This window comes from Paenibacillus sp. AK002, assembly GCF_053903045.1.
The window spans coordinates 1,283,861-1,306,645 of sequence record NZ_CP096377.1 but is presented as its reverse complement, the minus strand read 5'-3'; the positions used below and the strand labels follow the sequence as shown (position 1 = coordinate 1,306,645).

Sequence of the window (22,785 nt, the reverse complement as noted above, 5' to 3'; positions counted from 1 at the left end):
AGGATAACCTATTCTTGCTCCTTCTCCGCAATCTCCCGAATCGGAATCGCCATGTTCCAGGTTTCCGTGCAGTCGTGAAATCCGTTGGTTCCATCCGAGGTCGCTGCGAACATCCAGGCCGGACGACCGTCCTCCATGAGCAAAAACGGCCGTTCCAGGTTGCCCATCAGCCGCTCCGCGCCATCATCCCACAGCACCCTGCGGGAATACGCCGGCTCCCCTGGCCGGGTTGTCATCTCCCACTGCTCTCCGTTCGCCGACCACGCATGGACCCCGCTATAGCGCTCTCCGCAGATGGAGCCGTCCATGTCCTTGGCAATCATCTCGTACCCGCGTGCCGTACGCCAAATGAAGGGATCTTCAATATGAATGGCAGGCGGAAACAGCGGCTCAGGCTTACGGGCGTACGGACCGTATACCGATTCCGCGCTGGCCAAGCCCAGCTGCATGTTGCCATAGGTATGCCCTTGATAGGGCCGGGATTTATAGATCAGCTGCACCGAGCCGTCGGCATGAACACAGGGTGCCGGATTGGACACGAAAAAGCTGTCAAACTGATTCGGACGGGGCAGCAGAACCGGAAGATCCCTTCGTGTCCATGGGCCGGTTACGGAAGGGGCGGTCGCTACGCCGATCCGTTTGTTGGCCCTGGCCACCACGGCGAGCGGATCATTCGGCAGCAGCACCTCCCCTTCCTCAGGCAGCGGAAACGGAAACGTCGTGCCCATATAATAGAGCACATACGTGCCGTCCACCTTCACGATATGCGGATTGTGCACGCTGCAGCCGTCCCAATAGGCCGGAGACCGGGTCCCAAGCACCGTCTCCTCGTACACGTACGGTCCGGCCGGATGGTCGGCGGCCGCACGGACGATCTCCGAGGCCGCAAGCCATCCGGGATGCATGGGCAATGACTTCGGCCAACGCGAAGCAAACATATGGTAGCGGCCATCTTCGCCCCGGATGACGCTGCCGCACCAGACCCAATATCCCGGCATTCGAAAGCCTCCTGCAACCGGTGCAGGATCAAATACGATTTTCATTGATTCCTCACTCCCTCTCCATTGGCAGCAGCGTAACCTTGCGCAAATTCATCAAAGCATCCGATGCCAGCGATATTCCGCGGACTTCAAGACGGTGTATGCCTGCCCGGCGAATCGTCAGTCGACCGATCTCAAATTCTCCCCAGCACCCGTCCCCGCCCGTATCGTAAACGGTACAAGCCAGCTTCTGTTCATCCAGGGACAATTCAAAGCGTCCCCCCGCCTGAGCCGCTGAGGCGGACAAGGTGACGACGATTCGGCAGTGGACCGGCGCTTCTTCTTCCGAACGAAACGCCCATTGAACAGCCGCATTGGGAGCGGTCCACCCGGTAACGCCGTCATGCCCTCTTTTTCCGTTGTCGCAGCGCAGGCCGTCGCCCTGGATAACACCATCATATGCCCAGAACGTATTCGGCATTGAAGATATGAATCTAGGAGTCCCGTTGCTCTCCAACTGCTCTCCATCCAGCTTCAGCTCAATCACGGTCGCATAGGCGTCCTGAGGTACCGAACGCACATCAATCTGCCAGTCCCACGGCCCAAGCTGCCGGATCGGCAGGCGGTCCTCCTTCGCCTTCGCTCCGATAGGCTTCGCATATTGAACTCCATTTGCGAGACCGGGCAGGATCAAATAACCGTCCTGCGGCCAATGTCTGACCAGCAGGTACAAGCTGTTCTCTTCCGGCTTCCATGTGCAGTAGCCCCACTGCGGCGTTCCGATCGGACTGCCGCTCGTACCGTATATGGCCTCGCCGTTCCGCTCCAGGAAGCTGCCCACCGTCTCCAGCAGGCTTCTCGACGTCTCGTCAATCGCCCCGTTGCCGAGCGGGCCGACATTCAGCACCAGATTGCCGTTCGCCGCTGCCACGCGCAGCAGTTGGTCGATCAATTCCTCCGGACTCTTCCAATGGTCATCGCCATACCGGAATCCCCAAGAATCATTCAGCGTATGAATCGACTCCCAGTCCTGCTGCACCGGATGGAATCGCAGCTGGTTATCATGCGGATTCCCGTAATCCGCAAAGCGGTCATCCCGGAGCCGCTTGTTAATCAGGCAATCCGGCTGCAGCCGGCGTACCCGATCATGGAACCACACGGCGTGTTCGTCGCTGATCTTATGGCCGCAATCAAACCACATCAACCCGATCGGGCCGTAATCGGTCAGAAGCTCCTCGACCTGGGGAAGAGCCTTATCATGAAGGTAACGCTCAAAGCGTCCCCGCTTATCCTGATCGTCGATCCAGTCCTCCAGCAGATCCCATGCGCCGATATTCCCCGGGTAATCCAGCGTGTTCCCCTGCGAATCCGGGTGATGCCAGTCCATGGCGTGAGAATAGTAAATCCCGAGCCGAATCCCCTCGGCCTTGCATGCCTCTGCCAGCTCCTTGATCGGATCTCTCGGGAAATTCGCATGCCGGGTAATCGAATAATCGCAAACCTTGGAATCGTACATGGCAAACCCGTCATGATGCTTCGTCGTCACGATGAGGTATTTGGCCCCCGACCGCTTGGCCAGCGCTACCCATTCATGCGCATCGAACCCCTCCGGGTTCATCCTGGCTGCAGCTTCCGCATACTCAGCTACAGGTATCTTCCCCCTGAGCTGGATATGCTCCGCATAATTCGCATCCACTCGCTCGCCCTTCCACATTCCGCCCAGCATCGAATAAGGCCCCCAGTGCACAAACAGCCCAAAGCGCGCTTCCCTCCACCAGGCTATCCGACGGTTGCGATCTCGGTCATTCCCCCGTTGACCGTCTGCGATAACATTCGAGTGCTCCTGCGCCAATCCGGCCCCGTCCATGTATTCATCCCGCTTCATGTGGTCCCTCCTCACCTGCCAGTTAACGGTCCGACAGTCTAATAACCTCCATTATAGAAGGTACGCTGGTCCGACCACTTTGTTTTTTTGGGTTGAGGTTGTGTTTTGTTGAGGTAGGGGGAAAGTATGGTTCATTCGATAGATATGTAAACTGTAAATGAGTTGAATTTTCTTAGATTACATTCATTGTCAGCCTGAGCATAGCGTAAAAAGAGCTTCGCTCCCGAATAGGAGCGGCTCCACAAATTTCGATGTTGATCAACCTAAATTAGTTCATTACCTGCCGGATTCTTATATATCGTTTTACTTCCATCCTTCACCATATTACCTTTCGGATTGCCCTTATCATCTGCCCCCTGCCCCTTACCGCCTTGGCATGGCAGCCCATCCGGCCGTCTCCAATCGAAAGACTGCCGGAGGAAGAAACCACTTTTTAGAATCAATTAGAGTTCCATTATTGATCTTATATTTCACTGGTGTTATATTACATATGCGAAATATTAAAGACAAGGGGGTCCTTCATGCACCCTATTTCAAATGTGGAATTTATGCTGCTGCAAATGATCGCAGAATGTCGTCAAGCTTCGGGGTACGATATCAAGAAGTTAGTCGATCAACGAGGCTATCGGGAATGGGCGAGCATCGGCACGACTTCAATTTACGTAGGGCTTAGGAAACTGAGCGATAAAGGATGGATTGCATCCGAGGAATCCGACGAAAAATCCGGCAAGGGCCCCATGCCGACCCGGTTTGTCCTCACCGAAGCCGGTATGACCAGGCTGAAAGATGAAATCCTTGACAGTCTTTCGTCAGCACGGGAGCGCGACAACCGCTTCGATCTCGGTTTGGCCGCTATGCCACTTATCGGGAACGACATGGCCATGGCTGCATTGCGGAAACGGTTGGATTTTCTTCGGAAGGCTTCAGAAGGCATAAAGCAAAAATTCGAATCCCAGGGCGGTGTTCGATTGCCGCTGAACGTAAGGGCGCTGTTCTTGCATCCGATCAGCCTAATAGAGAGTGAGCAAGCGTTCGTTGCCAGTCTAATTAACGAATTGTCGAAGGAGACCAGGGAAGATGACCACATTCATTGAAGGTTTCGTTCCTTACCAAGGCGAACATTGCGAAACGACCACCATGGGCAATTTAATGCAATATACAGGAGTCCAACTATCGGAGCCGATGCTGTTCGGACTCGGACAAGGGCTCGGATTCATTTATTGGGACTCGAAGGGAATGGATTTTCCGTTCATCGGAGGAAGGGTGAAAGTGGATAAGTTGACGGCCAACCTCGCCGACAGGCTGGGTTTGACCGTGAATGTCCAAGAAACGTCGTCCGTCGACAAAGCGTGGCGGAACGTACGGAGCTGCATCGAACGCGGAATGCCGGTTGGGCTGAAATTGGATTCCTATTACCTGGACTATTTCACGAACAAAGTGCACTTTGCCGGTCACTATGCGGTCCTATACGGCGTGGATGACGAATATGCCTACATGGCAGATACCAGGCAGCAGGGCGGACTGGTGAAGACGCGTCTGACAAGCTTGGCCGCAGCCAGAAACGCAAAGGGAGCCATGAGTTCCCGAAATCGTTCTTATACGCTCGAGCCAATCGACGCCTTACCGCCGCTCGTACCCGCTTTGCGCGAATCCTTGACCAAGAATGCCCAGGACTATCTGAACCCGCCCATTCGCAATATCGGGAATAAAGGCATTGCAAAAATGAGCAAAGAGATCCTGAAGTGGCCTTCCCGCAGCAACCAGTTCGAACATGATTTATGCCTGACCGCATTGCTGATGGAGCGTGCGGGAACCGGTGGTGCTTTGTTTCGGAATCTGTATCGGGATTACTTGAAGGAATGCGCCGATCGGTTGGAAGACCCGAGAATCGAACAAGCCTACCTTTTGTTTACGGAGATCGCGCCAATGTGGGCCAGTGTCTCCGCATCAATCGACCTTGCGGGAAGATCAGGTAACACCCAGGAGCTACAGCAGGCGTCCAACCTTTTGCTCGAGATTGCGGATAAAGAACGCGCAGCCATGGAGTTATTGTTGTAAAAGCGATTGGCATGCCGCCAGCTGACAAGGAAATCCGTGGATTTTGCGAAAGCAAGCCGAGAAACGTACAAAACCAGCCCCGCTCATTTCTGTGCGGGGCTGGTCTAGGTGAATTCACTCAGTCTCTTGAATTAATGCACCTGATCGAGCAATCGATAGGCCTCTTCCTTCGTTGTCACCGCCAAGAGCGCTTCCCTGAAATCATCGTCCATCAGCTTGCGGGACAACATTTGCAGCACTTTCAAGTGCGCATTCTGTTTACTATTACGCGGCACGGCAATCATAAAGATCAGTTTGGCTTCGCTCCCGTCCAGACTCTTCCAGTCGACGCCATCCTGCTGGATACCAAAAACCACGCTTGGTTTCAGGACAGCATCCGATTTACCGTGAGGAATCGCAATATTCATGCCGATGCCGGTGGAGCTTTCTTGTTCCCGGGCTAATATGGCCTGTTTAAAATCTCCGTCAGCTCTGATCGCCCCATTCCGCTCCAATACACCGATCATTTCGTCGATGACAGCATCCTGTGTTGCTCCGACCAGATTCAGGTTAATGAGATCCGGTGTCACAATATCCGTCAATTTTTCAACGCGGATAGCAGAAACCTCCGTTGCTGTACCATTATTGATCACGGTTGAATCCACTTCAGCTGAGTCCGCAGCCAAGGGTGCATCCGCGTCTGCTGTCGACGATTCACCTGCTCCGGCAGGATCCTCTATCGCTTCTGGTCCTTCCCCAACAACTGCCGGAGTCACACCTGCAACATCTTTCTTGAGCAAGCTCACCATGATAATCGATACGGCTGCGCCGCCTATGACAGCGAGGAAGAACATCAAAACATTATCAACGGCACCGAGTACGGCTACAATCGGACCGCCATGGGCTACGCTGTCACCGACACTGCCCAACATGGCAATCACCGAACCCGTCATGGAACCGACCATGATACTCGGAATGACGCGCAGAGGATCTTGTGCCGCGAATGGAATCGCTCCTTCGGTAATACCGAACAATCCCATCGTAAATGTTGCTTTTCCAGCTTCACGTTCCGCAGGTGTAAACTTCCTTTTGTTCATCATGGCCGCCAGTCCCATGGCAATCGGAGGAACACAGATGGCAACGGCAATTTGGCCCATAATTTCATAGTTGCCTTCACCGATCATGGCCGAGCCGAACAGGAACGCAACCTTATTCACGGGACCGCCCATGTCAAAAGAAATCATCGCGCCCAGAATAAGCGCGAGCAGAATCGAACTAGTACCCTGCATTCCTGCGAGCCAGACGGTTAACGCTTCAAACAGATCCGCAACCGGAGCACCAATCACAAAGACGAAGATTAACCCTACAACCAGCGAAGCCAGTACCGGGATAACGATAATGGGCATAATCGGCTGCAGCGACCGAGGAACCTTGATCCTTTTAATAGCAAGTGCAACATAACCCGCCAGGAAACCGGCAATAATCCCCCCGATGAATCCAGCTCCTGCTTCACTTCCATAAAAGCTGCCGTTCGCAGCAATGAACCCGCCGACCATACCTGGTGCAAGACCCGGCCTGTCCGCAATACTCATGGCGATAAATCCGGCAAGGATCGGAACCATGAAGGTAAACGCAGCCGCGCCGATACTCTCAATCGTTTTCCAGATGGAATCTTCCGGTATCACCAGACCACCCGGTGTTTTCACGCCGCCCATCGTCAGGGCGATTGCGATGAGCAGCCCGCCGATCACGATAAACGGCACCATATAGGATACACCGTTCATCAAGTGGCGATAGATCGGATTTTGTTTGGGTTTGTTCTCTCCTGTCATAGCTTCAGCCGACTTGGACTGTGCCTGGTAGACGGGCACATCCCCTTTCATCACCCGTTGAATCAGTTCTTCCGGACGACGGATACCATCCTGCACCCCAACGACAAGCAGTTTTTTACCCACAAACCGGTCCTTCACCACCGTCTTATCCGCTGCGATAATAATGCCATCCGCTTCGCGGATATCCTGCTCCGTGAATTGATTCTCCACGCCAATGGAGCCTTGGGTCTCAACTTTCATCTCAACGCCAAGCTTCGCGCCTGCCTTCTGCAGATTCTCAGCGGCCATATACGTATGTGCAATTCCGTTAGGACATGAAGTAATCGCTAATATTTTCATGTTCGTCATTCTCCTTCGCTGTCATGTTCCCGCTTACATTTATAGTGTACACGCTGAAAACGCTGTTATCGGATGAACTTTTTACCGGAACTTCCGGAAAAACAGGTTTATTTCGCAAACAAATATCCCCATAAAGTGGAGCCTATGATGCTTATTCCAAATACTCTAAGGGGGACCCCAACAACATGTAAAAAGCAGGACGGTATACCGTCCTGCTTCGTCATCACAGTTTCAAATAGTGCGTGTTCAAAAAGGTCGATTTTCAGCACCGAGAAGGTTGGATGAAGCTAGGGACGTCAGGAGCGGAGCGTACGTTTTGGGTACGTGAGCACCGGAAGGCCCGGCTGAATTCAAGATTCGATGCCGAGCTGCTTCCTGATTCGCTTCGTGTTAGATATAGAATTTATGAGTTATCAGTGGAACTGATGAAATTCTATATCGCAAGAAAACCTACCTATGCATCGCGGTCGCTCATCCTTGAAGTGGCCTCGATAGAGGTTTTCTTATCAAAAGCGGACTTTTTGAACAACCTCTACTACTAATTTTACCCTTTTAACGTATTCAGCAACCGCATCGCGTCCGTCTCCTTAGACAACGCACTGACCAATGCCGGCTGCTCACTGATCCGTGACAATTCCCTGAACAGCTGCCGCATCTCTTTCCGCTCATCATGCTTGATAGCAAGTAAGAACACAAGCTCTACCTTCTCGGTTCCCCAGGTAATCGGCTGCTTCAAAGTAACCACAACGATGCAGGACTGTTTAACCCGCTCCGAGCTGCCATGAGGGATGGCAATGCCTCCTCCAATCGTCGTAGCAGACATATTCTCACGATCCAGCACACTTTCCGTATATCCTGCCTGGACATACCCTTTGTCCACCAGCATCTGCGCAAACTTGGAGATTAACTGTTCTGGACGCTCGACCTCCTGCTGAGGAAAGATGAGAAAAGGCGTCGTATATTTCAAAAAGACCGATTCTTCAGCCGCCCTGCCGTCCGGCTCATCGAGCCCCCGAATCGCTTGCTCCAGCTTCCGCTCGTCACTGGCCTCAAGCAGAGGGGAAACGAGGATATGAGGTGTTTTTAACTCGGGCAGATCAACGGTCGTAATGACAAGATCCACCTCATGAGCTGCCAGATAATCCTCAACTTCCGCTTTGGACATCGTTGTCTCTACATGCACGGACGGGAATCTCCGTTCCACCTTCGCGAGAAGCAATTGGGACATCCCGACGCCCATATGACACACGATTATGACCTTCTGAGGGTGGCTGTCGTTCTGATGAAGCCGTTCTACAGACGCCTGAAAATGCAAAGTCAAATACGCGGCCTCCTCTTCGGGAAAGTATAGTTGGAGCGCTCCCCCTACCTCTTCCAGTGCCATGATGACGCGATCGAACATATAGGGGTACATCTTTTTGATCTCGGCCAGCATCGGATTGGACACAGCCAGACCATAATGAAGACGGTTCATGGTTGTGTACAAATGCACTTTCAACCCGTTCAATAATTCCTGGTCTTTGGAAAAAGGGATCATATTCAGCTCCGACATCCGCCGAATCAGTTGCTCAACCAACTGTGGCAGCAGAGGGTGGCTATCTGCCAGATCGCCCCGCCGGGCACTTCCATCCTTCTGCGTGTATCGGAACTTCCCGCCAAGCAGGTGCAGGGTTAGATAAGCGGTTTCTTCCTTGGAAAAAGGGACGGCGAACAGTTTTTGCAGCTGCTTCAAAAAGTCTATCGCCCAGGCAAATTCCGCTTTGTTCTCCAAAAAGGCTATGTCCTGCGCAGAGAGTGAAATCGGCTGTCCCAGCTTGGTCCGTTTGACCATAAGCAGTATATGCAGCATCAGGCTTTCAAAGGCTTCATCGGTGAAGCGGAGCTGATGCCGCCTCTGCAACGCCTTTAACTCATTGTATACGGTGGCGATCTCGTGCGGTTCATACTGGTTACGCATCATCTGCCCCGTCAACTCCGGACGGTTGATCAATTGGTTCAACCGCGCCAGCGCCATCCGTTTGTTCTTCTCCGAGCCCTCAATCATGAAGCCTACTCGCTGCTTCGTCATTAAGCTCAGATCAAAGCTCCGCAGCCAGCCCTCAATCTTTTCCATATCCCGACGGATAATCGCCTTGTTCACGTAAAACGGTGAAGCCAGGTTCTGCAGGGTTACGGGCTTTGCGTTCATCAAGAGCCGATATGCCAGATGCAGCACCCGTTCCTCATCGGATTCATCCTCGGCGGTACTCTCGTTGGAATACAAGCGGTGGAATAAATCAGCCTGATCCGCTTCCCCGATCTCCAGATAGACGCCAAGTCCCGGCCTTTTCACCAGATGGCCACTGGAGTGCTTAGCCATATATTCTTCAATCACCTTCAGATCGTTTCGGATCGTCTTCTCCGAGCACTCGGTCTGATCCGCCAGATCCTGAACGAGCCACAGCCGGTTCGGTTCCATTAACAAATTGCGAAAAATCTCTTTTTGCCTATTATTCATTCCGATCCCCTATTCAACTTAATGGGAGTGCTCACTCATCGTAGAGCGGGTACATTGTCCTACGTATATCATATCCGGGTCTCTATGGCAAACGGATCTGGGAGGTTACACGAGAGTGGATCAAAAGAAATGGCATGTTGACGGAATAGCTGAGCATACACAGTATTCTAAAATCTGACGTAAACAAAACAAGGGTGCCTCTGAAGTCGGCCCCCTTGTTTCATGATCCGATTATAATTCCTATTTACATCTTAAGAAATCTCTTCGGTTGCACGGCGTATCTTATCTACAATAGCCTCTACAACTTCCCGCGCCGACTGCGCTCCCGTCACGGCGGATATTACCGCGACGCCATCCGCACCCGCTCCACTCACTTCCTCCACTCGCTCCACGGTAATCCCGCCAATCCCAACGATTGGCAGATGGATTCCAGCTTCGCGAAGCTCACGGAGAATTGCTGGGCCTTGCGCAGTTCTGGCATCATCCTTCGAGCGGGTCGGATAGATCGGCCCGATCCCAAGATAATCGGCGCCGTGAAGAATCGCGCGCCGCGCTTCCTCCACCGTGTGAGCGGAAACACCGAGAATCCGGTTGCCGATCCGCTCGCGGACGGAAGCCGCGGATTCGTCGTCCTGGCCGACGTGCACGCCGTCGGCGTCCAGCTTCAATGCCAGCTCCACATCGTCATTGACGATGAAGGGCACGCCTGCTAGGCGGCACTCGGCCTGGATACGGCGGGCCAGCTGAATCATCGGCTCCCCGGCGAGTGCTGCTTGCCCCTTCTCACGGAACTGGACCATCGTTGCGCCTCCAGCCAGTGCTTCCTGCACGACCAAGCTTGGCTCGACGCTGCAGTTCACGCTGCCGAGCACGAGGTACATCCGCAGATGCCGCCTCATGATCTCGGGTGCCACTCTGCCCGTCATCGCAGCACCTCCTGACGGCGGCGATTGTATGCCCAATGATTGGTCGGGCCCTGTCCCTGCCCCAGGTTCAATCCGTCCTCAATGGCCGCTTGAATGAATAAGCGCCCGCTCTGAATCGCATCGAATGCGCTCAAGCCTTGGGCCAGGCCTGCGGTAATGGCCGCAGAGAAAGTACAGCCGGTACCGTGCGTATGAACGGTATGGATTCGTCTGCCATATAATTCTGTGAAGGCCGTACCATCGTATGCGAGGTCGATGACCGGAGGACTTTCGGGATTACCGTCATCGTTGGAAAAGAGCGGACGGCCCCCCCTATACTCCCCAGCAGGCATGGCAGTGCTCGTTTGACCGTGCGTCCTTTCGAACTGAGGCAGCTCTTCCTGCTGCATACCCGCCGCTATAGCTGGTTCCCTGCCTCTTTCGTGATCTGTGCCTTCACCGTTACCAAGCATTCCCTCGTCATGACCGCCTTTGATCACTACGATCCTGGGCCCCAGATCATGAATACGCCTCGCCGCTTCGTTGCGATCGTTCATCGTGCGGATACGCATCCCCGCCAATACTTCGGCCTCCGGTATATTGGGGGTGACGATCAACGCCAGCGGCAGCAAATCTTCTCTTAAAGCCTGCACCGCTTCGCTTTGCAGCAGTTCCGCTCCGCCCTTGGCGATCATTACGGGATCGACAACGACCTTCCCCCAGCCGAATGCCCGAATCCGGTCAGCAACCAGCCGAATGATCTCGGCGTTGAACAGCATGCCCGTCTTCAATGCATCTACTCCGAGATCCGAGCCAACCGCTTCAATCTGCTCCGCAGTTGCTTCTGGCGGCAGCGGATATACGCCGTGAACCCCCAAGGTATTCTGCACCGTGATCGCGGTAATCGCCGACATGCCGTACACGCCGAGCTCCTGGAAGGTTTTCAGATCGGCCTGAATGCCGGCGCCGCCGCCGCTGTCAGACCCGGCAATCGTCAGGGCACGGGGCATGCGAACCTCGCTCATCGTGTGCCTCCGGCAGCCGCCGCTCCCGCTTCCAGTACAGCGGCATACCCTTCCAGCGATTCTGGATGAAGCTTCGCCAGCTCGTCCAGGAAAGCGATCTGGAAGCTTCCCGGTCCCAGATCTGCCGTTCGCTCAGCAGCTTTCGCCGCCGCGGCCCCATAGAAGGCCAGACCCGCCGTACCTGCAAGCAGCAGGTTCGCTTCTACCGCGGCAAAGGCACCCAGCACCGAGGTCAGCAGGCAGCCTGCGCCGGTCACCTTCGTAAGCAGCGCATCCCCTCCGGCAATGATGCGCACTTCCGTTCCATCGGTAATCACGTCCTCTTCACCGGTAATGGCCACGATCGTGCCTAACTCGCGCGCAGCCCGCACGGCCAGCTCGGCATGATTGCTGCCTGCGCTATTGCCTGCGTCTACGCCCTTGATCTCGCGGACCTCCCCGATAAGGTGAGCGACTTCAGCCGCATTTCCGCGCACGAGCGAAACCTTCACCTCGCTTAGGATCCGCAGCGCCGACTCCGTCCGAAAACGGGTCGCTCCCGCGCCGACCGGGTCCAGCAGCACCGGCACGCCATGGGCATTCGCCGATTGTCCCGCGATCATCATCGCATCCACCAGCTCGCGGTTCAGCGTGCCGATGTTCAATACGAGCGCGCCCGCGATGGCGGCCATATCCGCCACTTCCTCCGGCGCGTAAGCCATCACCGGCAACGCGCCCAGCGCGTACAAGCCGTTAGCCGTAAAATTCGTAACCACCACGTTCGTCATATTGTGAACGAGGGGGCTCGTCTGCTGTACCTTCATTAAAAGCGCCGAAACCTCTTTTTCCCATGAACGCATTTTATATCAGCCTCTCTTCGCTATAATGGAATTCCATGTGCTTGTGAACATCGCTCTTTACAGCACGGCAGCCTCCAGCTGCACCGGCCACTCCTCCTGCTTATAAGCCATGTCCCAGAACAGATACTCCAGCTGGCAGCTCAGCATGAAATGCTCCCTCATCCGTTCCCGCTCGGCTGCCGTCGCACGCTCCGCCCATGCATCGACACGGTCGCGGAATTTGGCTGTCGCGTCTTCCCCCCGGTTTCCGTAGAAAGAAATCCAGTCGTAAAACGGATGGGCGGCATCCGGCTTCACCTCATTCAGCAGCTTGCGGCCAATCTCCAGGTACGTCCATGGGCACGGCAGCAGCACGGCCATAATCTCGCCCAAACTACCCTCATGCGCCACCGTCAGCATATGACGGATGTAATGATGCGCGGACGGAGCCAGCGGATATCCTTGAAGCTCCTCATAGGTCACACCGGCAGCTGCGCAAAAATTCTGATGCGGGTGCACCTCGCTGTGCAGGATGAATGAAATCTGTTCGTTAAAGGCCGCGATCTCTTCCCGGCTGGTCGATTTGGATATGGCTATTCCGTAAATCCGCATGTAGGCATTCAAATACTCAAAATCCTGCTTCACATAGTGAATCAGCTGTTCCCGCTCCAGATTCCCCTCGGCAATGCCTTTTACGAAGGGATGATCGAAGATTGCTTGAAAAATGCCTCCCGCCTGCTGACGGAGCGCTTGCGTGAAACTCATGTTTGTCCCCACCTCCAACATATTGAAGAGCAGGAAGTCCGCAAGACACGACTTTTCAGACAACGCTAAAAAGCCGCCCCCGAAAACTGGAGCGGCTTCGTCAACAAGCCCGGGTACGCCAAAAAGTGCACCGAGACCTCATATTCGAAGGCTCCACTTTCCTACGCTAGTACGAACTAGATCAGGTTCAAAGGGTCCAAGATACGCTCTTGTCTCAGCCGCCAACGGCTCCCCTAGTGGACTTCCTATTCTTTTGTTTAATACTGTACATAGGTTTGCGGGTGGTGTCAAACGTTAACAGTTTGTGGACGGAACCTCAAGCTCGAAACCTTCCTCCGACCGCGTGATTGTGACGATGTACGGTGGCGGCTGTCTTTTCGCAAGATAAAAACGCAGGCTACCCAAACCCATTCCGGAAACACTGACGCTCGGCTGTCATATATGCCCCCGCATAATGAGTGCATAAACACAATTCAAATAAATGAAATTTAAAGGGGCGAGCGTATTTATGACAAACCAACCGAAAGCGGTTAAACCCATTCCGGATGGCTACACCTCCGTGACGCCGTGGATCATCTCAAGAAACTCCGCAGCGCTGATCGAATTCCTCAAGCAGGCTTTTCGGGCCGAAGAGTTAGCCCGCGTCTATGTTGGCGATGATGTCATCGGCCATGCCGAGGTGCGAATCGGAGATGCCGTCGTCATGATGTTTGACGCGAAACCGGAATGGCCGGATAGTCCGGCATACCTCCGTTTGTATGTTGAGGATTGCGATGATGTGTATCGGCAAGCGCTGGCCGCAGGAGCGGTCTCTGTGACGGAGCCAACGAGCTTGTTCTTCGGCGACCGGGTGGGACGGGTACGGGACCCGTTCGGCAACTTATGGTGGGTACAGACACGAATGGAGGACCTCACTCCGGTCGAAATGGAACAGCGTGCCCAAGACCCGAAATACATCAAAGCGATGACCTATGTTGCAGGGGCGGAGATCGTGGTGAAGATGCCGTAAAAAAGTTGCCGTGAAGCGAGCGTTATTACTGGGAGGACATGGGTGGATTCGGTGTCCCAGGGGTATGCATGGATGGCTGCCGACCAAAACGAATGTAAAACCGCATAACTTAGAGTAGCTTTGGGTTAGAGGTGAAACCTGGGGGACTCAGAGTAGATAGCTGAGAGTAGTGGTGGTCTTGGTGCTACTCCTGGTTTGGTGCTACCGCTCGAGGGCAAGAGGACTGAGGATACGTTATTTAGCTGAATAGGCGTAATTGTTGAGAGCTAACGGACACCAGATACGTTATTCATTGAATATGACGGCAAATAGGCCGATTATTGCGGTAATAGGGGATCCTGTGTCCGGTAGATCTGAGAACCGGGGGTTAATCAGGGTAATAAGGGATCTGGTGTCCGTTAACGAGTATCTTGGTGACTGCTGGTATTAAAATGCTACTACTGATCTTGGTGCTACTACTGGTCTTGGTGCTACTGATCGAGGACAAGCGGACTGAGGATACGTTATTTAGCTGAATAGGCGTAATTTTTGATGGCTAACGGACTCCAGGTACGTTATTTGTAGAATATGATCGCAAATATGCTCCTTATTGAGGTAATAGGCGATCCTGTGTCCGGTAGGTCTGAGAATCGGGGGTTAATCAGGATAATAAGGGATCTGGTGTCCGTTAACGAGTATCTTGGTGACTGCTGGTATAAATGCTACTACTGATCTTTTGATGCGACTACTGGTCTTGGTGCAACCGCTCGAGGGCAAGCGGACTGAGGATACGTTATTTAGCTGAATAGGCGTAATTTTTGATGGCTAACGGACACTAGATACGTTATTCATAGAATCTGATCGCAAATAGGCACCTTTTTGAGGTAATAGGGGATCCTGTGTCCGTTAGATCTGAGAATCGGGGTTAATCAGGATAATAAGGGAACTGGTGTCCGTTAACGAGTATCTTGGTGACTGCTGGTATAAATGCTACTACTGATCTTTTGATGCGACTACTGGTCTTGGTGCTACCTCTGGTCTTGATGCTACTACTGGTCTTGGTGCTACTGATCGAGGACAAGCGGACTGAGGATACGTTATTTAGCTGAAAAGGCGTAATTTTTGATGGATAACGGACTCCAGAGACGTTATTCGTAGAATATGATCGCAAATAGGCTCCTTATTAAGGTAATAGGCGATCCTGTGTCCGGTAGATCTGAGAATCGGGGTTTTCAGGATAATAAGGGAACTGGTGTCCGTTAACGAGTATCTTGGTGACTGCTGGTATTAAAATGCTACTACTGATCTTGATGCTACTACTGATCTTGATGCTACTACTGGTCTTGGTGCTACTTCTGGTCTTGGTGCTACTGCTCCAGGACTAACGGACAGAGGATACGTTATTTAGCCGAATGGGGGCCATTATCGATATTTAACGGACACCAGAGACGTTATTCATTGAATATGACGGCAAATAGGCCGATTATTGCGGTAATAAAGGATCCTGTGTCCGGTAGACTTAAGAATCGGGGGCGATTTAGCAAAATAACGGAACTGGAGTCCGTTAACATGTTGGGGAAGCCGGAATATCCCGCAGAACTAATCTAGCGATTGGGCTGCCTGTATGGCGATGCTTCTGATGCGGCAGAGCTACAGAATTGACCAGAGATGCTGGCGCCGCAATCTAGACGTGAGAGTGTCGGTCGCCTTGTTGCCCTAGTACCTTCATGGACATAAGCTTCCACAAAATATGGAACCAGCAAAGTAAGCAACAGCACCCAAGTATCATTGCAGCAAAAAAAGGAGGCCCCCTCGCAAGATCTCAGATCTTTTTGGGGTGCCTCCTTATCCGCTTGTTCCTAGCATCTTCCGCTATACGATGATACTAGCCTTCAGCATCCGTCTTCATTCCTTACTGAATGCCGTAAAACTCCTGCAGCTGGTCGATCAACAGGTTGGCCGCCAGGATGCCGCCCGCCGTATTCCAGATCGCGTCATCCACTTTGTGGGCTTGACCGTTCTTCACAACGTTCAGGTTCTTCCACAGCGGATCGTTGATCCATTCCTGCTCGGTTTGGTTGGCGCCGCCATCCCCTGTTTCATAAGTGAAGTAGAACAGTCTGTCGGCTTCCACCTCAGGCAGACGTTCCTTCGTGATCTCGTCCACGAAATCGTCCTTTGCGTTCTTAGTCATGTCGTTGCGGGCGATGCCGATTTTATCGAAAATAACGCCCGAGAACGTATTGGTGTGGTACACCCGCGTCTTGCCTGCCATGAAACGAACAACGGAGACAGTTTCGTCAAGCTTGCTGCCAGCCTTCTCTTTAAACTCCTGGATCCGCTTGTCGTAGGCAGCCAAAAGTTCTTCGCCTTCCGACACTTTGTTCAGCGCTTTGGCATACAGCTCAAAATTGTTCTGCCACTCGCCGCGAAGATCCTCGGCAAAAACGGTCGGCGCGATCGCCTTCAATTGCTCGTATACTTTCTCCTGACGCATCTTGTTGCCGATGATCAGGTCAGGCTGCAGACCAGCGATCAGCTCGATGTTCGGCTGGCTCTCTTCCCCGACAACGGTAACGCCTTCCATCTGGTCTTTAATATGCGGATACCAAGGATCGCCCGTCCAGGATCTAACGGCACCTACCGGCTTCACGCCCAAGGCCAGAAGCGCCTCGGTTCCTTCGTTCGTGAGGACGACGACCTTTTGAGGCGTTCCTTTGATCGTTTCCGTCCCCATGGCATGCGTAACTTCATACGATTCGCTGCCAGCAGCTGCGCCGCTGTTGCCCTCTGCGGTATTCGTCGTGTCGCCGCCCGCGTTGCTTGTACCTTCTTGCGCCGGGCTTGCTCCGCACCCCGCAAGAATCACGATCATGATCAGAGCCAGCAAGCTAAACTTGAGGCCTCTTGCCCGTTTCTTTGCCATTCCTGTTCCCATTCCTATCTTAATCCCCCTTGTGTCATATCCCGCTATTTGAAAATCATTATCAATCACTGATTCAAAACTATAAAGGGTTTCGTGAAAAATATCAATATATTTGTGAGAATGATTATCAAGCTCATTGACAGATAACGTCCCTTCACCTAAAATTCATATGAACTTAATTATTCATGGACTTAAGAAAGTGAGTATATATGCGCGTATTCGGACTATTGATATCGCTATTGGCGCTGGCCGCTGCAGTCATGTGCAGCATCGCATTCGGAGTAACGAACATACCTCTTCATCAGGTATGGGAATCGTTCACTCACTTTAACGGAAGCAACGAACATCTGATTATTCTCACGGCAAGGCTTCCACGAGCGCTCATTGCCGTCGCCGTGGGGGCATGCCTTGCCGTTGCGGGTGCGCTTATGCAGGTTATCACGCGCAATCCGATTGCGTCGCCGAGCACGCTTGGCGTGAACTCCGGCGCGGCTTTCTTCATTATTCTGGCATCGGGCTGGCTGGGCATTGGCGGACTCCAGTCCCTTACCTGGGTCGCGTTGATCGGAGCTGCCGTCAGCGGCGGTATCGTATTCTTCCTCGGCAGCATCGGCAGGGACGGCATGACGCCGGTCAAAATCACCTTGGCGGGGGCTTCCATGGCCGCTTTCTTCCACTCCCTGACCCAAGGACTAATGCTCTCCGACGGCAAAATGTTTGATCAGGTGCTGGTATGGCTGGTCGGTTCGGTAGCCGGACGTGATATGAACCAGCTAACCGCCGTATGGCCGTACATGGCTGTTGGCATGCTGGCTGCGCTGCTGCTGGGACGGCATCTGAACGCCCTCTCCATGGGAGACGACATCGCCCAGAGCCTCGGGCAAAAAACCGCACTCATCAAGCTGTTAGCTGCTGCAGCCGTCATCCTGCTGGCCGGCGGCTCCGTAGCGGCGGCGGGACCCATCGCATTCGTAGGGATCATCATCCCTCATATCGTTCGGTATTTAATAGGAAATGATTATCGGTGGATACTACCTTACAGTGCGGTGTTTGGCGCACTCCTGCTGGTGACGGCCGATCTCGGCTCCAGATACATTGCCATGCCGAAGGAAGTCCCTGTCGGCGTGATGACTGCAATCATCGGGGTGCCGTTCTTCGTGTACATAGCCAGGAAAGGAAGGCGAGCACAATGAGTAAACACCGCATATTCCGTTCCCGGAACGCCAAAGTCTCGTTTATGCTGGAGCGAAGAACCCTATGGGTGTGCCTGATCCTATTCGTGCTTTGCATTGCCACCATGATTATCAGCACGGGAACCGGCAGCCAGTTTGTTTCGCCGCTGCATGTCGTCAAAGCGTTACTCGGTGACGCTCCCCCGATGGAGCAGGTCATCGTCATGCAGCTAAGGCTGCCCCGTATTATCATTGCTGTGCTGATCGGCGCGGCTCTCGCGGTGGCGGGGGCGATTCTGCAAGGCGTCATCCGCAACCCGCTTGCTTCTCCGGATGTCATCGGCATTACGGAGGGAGCATCGCTGGGGGCGGTTCTCTTCATTTTCATATTTACGGGAGCCGTATCCATCCATTGGATGCCGCTCTTCGCCATTCTCGGCGCTTTTTTCATTACCGGACTGCTGTATGTGCTTGCCTGGAAAAATGGCGTATCGCCGCTGCGACTCGTCTTGATCGGAATCGGGGTATCGGCCGCGATCAAATCGATCTCCTATATGCTGATCATCTCCGGACCGCTGCAGTTGGCGGACCGTTCGCTTACCTTCATGGCGGGCAGCATTTACGGCATGTCCTGGGATAAGGACGTAATGACCTTGCTTCCTTGGGTCGCCGTTCTTCTTCCGCTAACCTGGCTGCAAGCCAGAAATGTGAATATCCAGGCCCTGGGAGACGACGTGGCCAGCAGCACGGGCGCGCAGGTTCAGAAGCAGAGGCTGATTCTGATCGGACTCAGCGTTGCTCTGGCCGGAGCGGCCATCTCGATCGGCGGCGCCATTGCTTTTATCGGATTAATGGCACCGCATATGGCCCGCAGGCTCGTGGGGCCCAACTTCGGAAGCGTGCTTCCGGTCAGCGCGCTGATCGGTGCGATTCTGCTGCTTGTCGCGGACCTGGTGGCACGGACGGCCTTTCTGCCGCGCGACGTACCGGCAGGCGTATTCACCGCCGCGATCGGCGCGCCGTTCTTCCTCTACTTGCTTTATCGTAACCGCAATCGATTCTAGAACCGAAAGGAGCTAAAGCGTCATGAATACGCTGGAAGCAAAGGGATTGGGTCTGTCCTACGGGGGAGACTTTATATTCGAAAATCTGGATTTAACCGTGCCTATAGGTAAAATCACCGTGTTTATCGGCAGCAACGGCTGCGGCAAATCCACTTTGCTGCGCTCCATGGCCAGGCTGCTGAAGCCGCAGCGCGGCTCGGTTGTACTAAACGGGGCCGACATCGCAAGCTTGTCCACCAAGGACGTGGCCCGGAAGCTGGCCATTTTGCCTCAAGGGCCAACGGCTCCGGAAGGGCTGACGGTCATGCAGCTGGTGAAGCAAGGGCGTTATCCTTACCAGAGCTGGCTGCGCCAATGGTCGCGGGAAGATGAAGAAGCGGTCACAGCGGCTCTTGAATCCACGGGACTGACCGAGCTGGCCGATCGTACAGTTGACTCGCTGTCAGGCGGTCAGCGGCAGCGGGCCTGGATTGCGATGACGCTGGCGCAGGAAACGCCGCTCATTCTGCTGGACGAACCGACAACCTATCTGGATTTGACGCACCAGATCGAAGTGTTGGATTTGCTGTACGACTTAAACGCCAAAGAACAGCGGACCATCGTCATGGTGCTGCATGATATCAATCTGGCCTGCCGTTATGCCGACCATATCGTGGCCATCCGCGACGGGAGCATTAAGGCTGAAGGCAAACCGGGAGATATCATCAATTCCGACTTGATGCAGACCGTGTTCCAGCTCCCATGCGAAATTATTCCGGACCCGCTGTACGGGACTCCGATGTGCGTTCCGCGCGGGAAGGGCAAACGCCGACCTTCGGCTGTCCAGCCGAATGCGGCAGAACCGAATCAACCAACAACAACTCCGGTGCCCGCCCCTGAACTGGCAACGGTCTAGCATATACGAACATAACAGCCGGCTTCGTTTTCGCTTTATGCGGGAAAGCCGGCTTTTTTAATTATTTGGACCTTTGAATCTGTTGTATCTGTTGGGTCTATGTCGAGAAACAAAAGAGACACATCAAGACCTACAGAGACACATCAAGACCTACAGAGACACATCAGGCCCGCAGAGACTCATCAAGGCATGTAGAGACACATCAGGCCCGCAGAGACATATCAAGGCCTACAGAGACATATCAAGGCATGTAGAGGCACAAAGAAGGCCGCCCCAAAACGTCGGGGCAGCCTTTTATATTTGTAATAAACGCTAAATACATAGGTTTCGTCTTCCATTGCACCACTTGTACACATGCTGTTCCGCTAACCATTCGGTTACCGACCGCTTATGACCATTTGCCTGCACGCGGGGCTTTATGCTTCTGTCGAAGCGGAAGTCCTCCGAACAGCTTGGACTTTTCACGCTTCCGTTGTTCCAGCAGTTTCTTTACCCCTCGCATCAACATGCGATACCTCATCTCATCCTCGTGACCGAACTTGCGCATTTCGTCAAAGTACTCGTCTGTCATCCTATCCCCCTGCTGTATAAGTCTATAGAACTAGGATATAAGACCGAACTATACAATTTCTCAACAAGAATTGGTTACACCCTAAGCCTGATAGCTCCTGCATAGCTGAGGCCCGGCAACTCAACGACTTGCTGCCTTCGCCGAAGAAGAGCCTGATTCTCCTCACCTCCGAGGGCTTAGAAAAAACCTGGCAATCAAGATTCACTTTTATCCGCCTGTCATCGTACTCGCTTCATTCGTTCCAATGTTGTACAGCGAGAATGTTCGTTTCGCATCGGAACGACAGGTATTATACAATAAACGAAAAAAGGGGGCGTCGCTCATGCGGAGTACATGGAAGCTGAACGGGCCGGTCTGGGCAGGCATCGCGGCGGGCATTCTTCTCGGGCTGTTCCTCAAGATCATCGAGCACGTCACCTCGCTGGAGGTCTACACGCTGCTCCTGAACGTCGATTACGTGCCTCTCTTGAAGGAACTCAAGCTCTCCGAACTTGTCGAGTTTGCGCTGCATCTCGTCATCTCTGTCCTGCTGAGCATCGCTCTAGCCATCTTTTTGAAGCAGAAGAATTGGTCCCGCGGGCGAAGCTTGTCCTGGGTTTCATTGGCCTGTTTGGCCGTAGGACTTCTCCTATATCCGACCACCGTCTTGTCTGACCGTACCCCGGAATTATCCGACCCTGCTGCCCTTCTATTCTGGCTGGCCGGTCATCTGCTGTACGGCATCGCTTTGGGCTGGCTGCTGACGAAGTCACGCGGAGCCTCTGCCTAGTACGGAAAGCAGTCTTTCGAAAACGCCGGTTTATAGATTAATGCAATTATCCGCTCCTCTTGAATGGAGCGGCTTGAGTGCAAAGTTTTATTTAGTACAATTTTTTAGAATTAATTTTCCAAGGCTTTCAGCTGATTAACGATAGGTAAAACCCAATACGGCAAATTAAATTCCCTATGCTTAATCCCCGAATTCTGCCTCCAGCACAATTTCTCCACTCAGTGCGCTATTATCTATCACAAGTAGATGACCAGGCTCATGTATTGGAGAAGATTTTGCATAGAAGAATGATGCCGGTGCATGATATCTTCGGCAGGGATGTGGTGACCCCCATTACGTACTCTGCCGGCTACTCGTTCGACATTTAGATTTGGATCACCAAGGCCTTCATAAAACATGGTGACCTGGAACCATATAGGCTTAACTTGTATAAACAACTTTGGATTTGATTGGGTCCTTCAACGCAAAATGACCGCCCCCCTTGGGGGAGCGGTCACAGCTATGAAACCGAATGCGCTAATGCTTGTACTATTGCTATGGAGCTTTCACTTTTGGCTCTTTGGCAATTAACGTCCCAAGGACAAGTCCTTATCCTCTTCGCCAGCGGGTTCCTCATCCTCGGCGAACGAGTCGTCTGCGGATGCCGCTACGCCATCCATGAAATCTTGAATTTGGCCGCTGTTGCGAGTCAGCGTGGCTACCGAAACCTCGTGTTTCTTCGCGATATCGGACTTCGTTGTTGGAATGTTAAGCGATGAAGTTACTATATATTCGATCGCACTTGCATATCCACCCTGTTTGCGGTACTTCGGATTGGCTTCTCTGGAGAAGCTGTTCCAGACCATCAGGAGGCTGAACACTTGAAACAGCTGCTGCTCATCCTGCAGTTCGTAATCCCGGCAGATCTGAGGAAACACAGACTCTGCAAGCTCGCGATGCTCATCGGCGATCCAATCCATCCACCCCAGCTTGTCGTTGATCATCTGTCGCAACTGATCGACCTGTAGCTTAGGCTCTGCTGCTTTCGCACCAGGGAACTGGATGACTTTACCGTATACCGTGCGTTCATCTCTTTCAAGACAACATCTTTTGTACTTTTTCCCGCTTCCGCAGTGACATAGATCGTTTCTTCCTAGCTTTTTCATTTCCTAGCTCCTATTTGAATGATTTCTTCTATTATACATGGAAAATATGAAAATGCGCACCTCAAGCCTACAGATCCTTAAGGTATGCCAGCCTTTCGGGTCATATACACTCTCTTACGGGGGGGCTTCCGATAAGAAGGTGCCGAGGCAAGCCAGATAGCAAAAAAGCGCG

18 protein-coding genes and 1 riboswitch are annotated in these 22,785 nt (G+C 53.2%); of the genes, 7 read left to right on the top strand and 11 right to left on the bottom strand.

Annotated elements, in window-relative coordinates; all coding sequences use genetic code 11:
- Positions 1 to 8 precede the first annotated feature (8 nt).
- Together M1D70_RS05590 and M1D70_RS05585 are read right to left on the bottom strand one after the other, a co-directional pair.
- The gene (locus tag M1D70_RS05590; protein ID WP_456289379.1) at positions 9 to 1,043 is read right to left on the bottom strand and encodes a glycoside hydrolase family protein; all 1,035 of its coding nucleotides are present in this window, start codon (positions 1,041 to 1,043) and stop codon (positions 9 to 11) included.
- 7 nt (positions 1,044 to 1,050) lie between these two features.
- Complete coding sequence (locus M1D70_RS05585; RefSeq protein ID WP_456289378.1) at positions 1,051 to 2,865, bottom strand: alpha-L-fucosidase; 1,815 nt, start codon at positions 2,863 to 2,865, stop codon at positions 1,051 to 1,053.
- Between the two features lie 521 nt (positions 2,866 to 3,386).
- On the opposite strand from M1D70_RS05585, the gene M1D70_RS05580 reads away from it, so the two are divergent.
- Together M1D70_RS05580 and M1D70_RS05575 are read left to right on the top strand one after the other, a co-directional pair.
- Positions 3,387 to 3,959, top strand: a complete 573-nt coding sequence (locus tag M1D70_RS05580; RefSeq protein ID WP_456289377.1) for a PadR family transcriptional regulator — start codon at positions 3,387 to 3,389, stop codon at positions 3,957 to 3,959.
- Positions 3,943 to 4,923: a BtrH N-terminal domain-containing protein gene (locus M1D70_RS05575; RefSeq protein ID WP_456289376.1), complete on the top strand. Its 981-nt coding sequence runs from the start codon at positions 3,943 to 3,945 to the stop codon at positions 4,921 to 4,923. Before M1D70_RS05580 ends, M1D70_RS05575 begins: the two co-directional genes overlap by 17 nt.
- 131 nt (positions 4,924 to 5,054) lie before the next feature.
- Here M1D70_RS05575 and M1D70_RS05570 read toward each other — a convergent pair whose 3' ends face one another.
- The 6 genes from M1D70_RS05570 to tenA all read right to left on the bottom strand — a co-directional run bounded on the left by M1D70_RS05570 (position 5,055) and on the right by tenA (position 13,083).
- On the bottom strand, positions 5,055 to 7,073 hold the full coding sequence (locus M1D70_RS05570) for a fructose-specific PTS transporter subunit EIIC (RefSeq protein WP_456289375.1): 2,019 nt from the start codon (positions 7,071 to 7,073) through the stop codon (positions 5,055 to 5,057).
- Positions 7,074 to 7,617: 544 nt separating this feature from the next.
- A complete protein-coding gene (locus M1D70_RS05565; protein WP_009591765.1) occupies positions 7,618 to 9,570 on the bottom strand; it encodes a BglG family transcription antiterminator in 1,953 nt (650 codons plus the stop codon).
- 251 nt (positions 9,571 to 9,821) lie between these two features.
- Positions 9,822 to 10,496 (bottom strand): thiamine phosphate synthase, encoded by a 675-nt coding sequence (gene thiE, locus M1D70_RS05560; RefSeq protein WP_456289374.1) that lies wholly within the window; start codon positions 10,494 to 10,496, stop codon positions 9,822 to 9,824.
- Positions 10,493 to 11,500, bottom strand: a complete 1,008-nt coding sequence (gene thiD / locus M1D70_RS05555) for a bifunctional hydroxymethylpyrimidine kinase/phosphomethylpyrimidine kinase (protein WP_456289373.1) — start codon at positions 11,498 to 11,500, stop codon at positions 10,493 to 10,495. The genes thiE and thiD overlap by 4 nt, the downstream gene beginning before the upstream one ends.
- Positions 11,497 to 12,339 carry a hydroxyethylthiazole kinase gene (thiM, locus tag M1D70_RS05550; RefSeq protein WP_456289372.1) on the bottom strand — a complete coding sequence of 281 codons (843 nt, stop codon included), beginning with the start codon at positions 12,337 to 12,339 and terminating at the stop codon, positions 11,497 to 11,499. Before thiM ends, thiD begins: the two co-directional genes overlap by 4 nt.
- A 57-nt stretch (positions 12,340 to 12,396) precedes the next feature.
- Positions 12,397 to 13,083 carry a thiaminase II gene (gene tenA / locus M1D70_RS05545; protein WP_456289371.1) on the bottom strand — a complete coding sequence of 229 codons (687 nt, stop codon included), beginning with the start codon at positions 13,081 to 13,083 and terminating at the stop codon, positions 12,397 to 12,399.
- Between the two features lie 141 nt (positions 13,084 to 13,224).
- Positions 13,225 to 13,328: riboswitch (TPP riboswitch) on the bottom strand.
- A 263-nt stretch (positions 13,329 to 13,591) separates the two neighbouring features.
- Between tenA and M1D70_RS05540 the strand changes: the two genes are divergently transcribed.
- Positions 13,592 to 14,092: a VOC family protein gene (locus M1D70_RS05540; protein ID WP_456289370.1), complete on the top strand. Its 501-nt coding sequence runs from the start codon at positions 13,592 to 13,594 to the stop codon at positions 14,090 to 14,092.
- Between the two features lie 1,891 nt (positions 14,093 to 15,983).
- Here the strand turns inward: M1D70_RS05540 and M1D70_RS05535 are convergent.
- Positions 15,984 to 17,009 (bottom strand): ABC transporter substrate-binding protein, encoded by a 1,026-nt coding sequence (locus M1D70_RS05535; protein WP_009593152.1) that lies wholly within the window; start codon positions 17,007 to 17,009, stop codon positions 15,984 to 15,986.
- A 197-nt stretch (positions 17,010 to 17,206) separates the two neighbouring features.
- Between M1D70_RS05535 and M1D70_RS05530 the strand changes: the two genes are divergently transcribed.
- From M1D70_RS05530 to M1D70_RS05520, 3 genes are read left to right on the top strand one after another with little or no spacing between them, the layout of a single operon-like run.
- A complete protein-coding gene (locus tag M1D70_RS05530) occupies positions 17,207 to 18,190 on the top strand; it encodes a FecCD family ABC transporter permease (RefSeq protein WP_009593158.1) in 984 nt (327 codons plus the stop codon).
- Positions 18,187 to 19,233 carry a FecCD family ABC transporter permease gene (locus tag M1D70_RS05525; protein WP_009593151.1) on the top strand — a complete coding sequence of 349 codons (1,047 nt, stop codon included), beginning with the start codon at positions 18,187 to 18,189 and terminating at the stop codon, positions 19,231 to 19,233. Before M1D70_RS05530 ends, M1D70_RS05525 begins: the two co-directional genes overlap by 4 nt.
- 22 nt (positions 19,234 to 19,255) lie before the next feature.
- Positions 19,256 to 20,128: an ABC transporter ATP-binding protein gene (locus tag M1D70_RS05520; protein WP_456289369.1), complete on the top strand. Its 873-nt coding sequence runs from the start codon at positions 19,256 to 19,258 to the stop codon at positions 20,126 to 20,128.
- A gap of 388 nt (positions 20,129 to 20,516) precedes the next feature.
- Here M1D70_RS05520 and M1D70_RS05515 read toward each other — a convergent pair whose 3' ends face one another.
- The gene (locus M1D70_RS05515) at positions 20,517 to 20,699 is read right to left on the bottom strand and encodes a hypothetical protein (RefSeq protein WP_456289368.1); all 183 of its coding nucleotides are present in this window, start codon (positions 20,697 to 20,699) and stop codon (positions 20,517 to 20,519) included.
- 322 nt (positions 20,700 to 21,021) lie between these two features.
- Between M1D70_RS05515 and M1D70_RS05510 the strand changes: the two genes are divergently transcribed.
- Complete coding sequence (locus M1D70_RS05510) at positions 21,022 to 21,468, top strand: hypothetical protein (protein WP_456289367.1); 447 nt, start codon at positions 21,022 to 21,024, stop codon at positions 21,466 to 21,468.
- A gap of 566 nt (positions 21,469 to 22,034) precedes the next feature.
- Here M1D70_RS05510 and M1D70_RS05505 read toward each other — a convergent pair.
- Positions 22,035 to 22,613 (bottom strand): YecA family protein, encoded by a 579-nt coding sequence (locus M1D70_RS05505; RefSeq protein ID WP_009593170.1) that lies wholly within the window; start codon positions 22,611 to 22,613, stop codon positions 22,035 to 22,037.
- Between the last annotated feature and the right edge of the window lie 172 nt (positions 22,614 to 22,785).

Excerpts from the sequence above, each read along its gene's own strand:
- M1D70_RS05590 (WP_456289379.1), bottom strand. The coding sequence starts at position 1,043 with ATGAAAATCGTATTTGATCCTGCACCGGTTGCAGGAGGCTTTCGAATG.
- M1D70_RS05585 (WP_456289378.1), bottom strand. The coding sequence starts at position 2,865 with ATGAAGCGGGATGAATACATGGACGGGGCCGGATTGGCGCAGGAGCAC.
- M1D70_RS05580 (WP_456289377.1), top strand. The coding sequence starts at position 3,387 with ATGCACCCTATTTCAAATGTGGAATTTATGCTGCTGCAAATGATCGCA.
- M1D70_RS05575 (WP_456289376.1), top strand. The coding sequence starts at position 3,943 with ATGACCACATTCATTGAAGGTTTCGTTCCTTACCAAGGCGAACATTGC.
- M1D70_RS05570 (WP_456289375.1), bottom strand. The coding sequence starts at position 7,073 with ATGAAAATATTAGCGATTACTTCATGTCCTAACGGAATTGCACATACG.
- M1D70_RS05565 (WP_009591765.1), bottom strand. The coding sequence starts at position 9,570 with ATGAATAATAGGCAAAAAGAGATTTTTCGCAATTTGTTAATGGAACCG.
- thiE (WP_456289374.1), bottom strand. The coding sequence starts at position 10,496 with ATGACGGGCAGAGTGGCACCCGAGATCATGAGGCGGCATCTGCGGATG.
- thiD (WP_456289373.1), bottom strand. The coding sequence starts at position 11,500 with ATGAGCGAGGTTCGCATGCCCCGTGCCCTGACGATTGCCGGGTCTGAC.
- thiM (WP_456289372.1), bottom strand. The coding sequence starts at position 12,339 with ATGCGTTCATGGGAAAAAGAGGTTTCGGCGCTTTTAATGAAGGTACAG.
- tenA (WP_456289371.1), bottom strand. The coding sequence starts at position 13,083 with ATGAGTTTCACGCAAGCGCTCCGTCAGCAGGCGGGAGGCATTTTTCAA.
- M1D70_RS05540 (WP_456289370.1), top strand. The coding sequence starts at position 13,592 with ATGACAAACCAACCGAAAGCGGTTAAACCCATTCCGGATGGCTACACC.
- M1D70_RS05535 (WP_009593152.1), bottom strand. The coding sequence starts at position 17,009 with ATGGGAACAGGAATGGCAAAGAAACGGGCAAGAGGCCTCAAGTTTAGC.
- M1D70_RS05530 (WP_009593158.1), top strand. The coding sequence starts at position 17,207 with ATGCGCGTATTCGGACTATTGATATCGCTATTGGCGCTGGCCGCTGCA.
- M1D70_RS05525 (WP_009593151.1), top strand. The coding sequence starts at position 18,187 with ATGAGTAAACACCGCATATTCCGTTCCCGGAACGCCAAAGTCTCGTTT.
- M1D70_RS05520 (WP_456289369.1), top strand. The coding sequence starts at position 19,256 with ATGAATACGCTGGAAGCAAAGGGATTGGGTCTGTCCTACGGGGGAGAC.
- M1D70_RS05515 (WP_456289368.1), bottom strand. The coding sequence starts at position 20,699 with ATGACAGACGAGTACTTTGACGAAATGCGCAAGTTCGGTCACGAGGAT.
- M1D70_RS05510 (WP_456289367.1), top strand. The coding sequence starts at position 21,022 with ATGCGGAGTACATGGAAGCTGAACGGGCCGGTCTGGGCAGGCATCGCG.
- M1D70_RS05505 (WP_009593170.1), bottom strand. The coding sequence starts at position 22,613 with ATGAAAAAGCTAGGAAGAAACGATCTATGTCACTGCGGAAGCGGGAAA.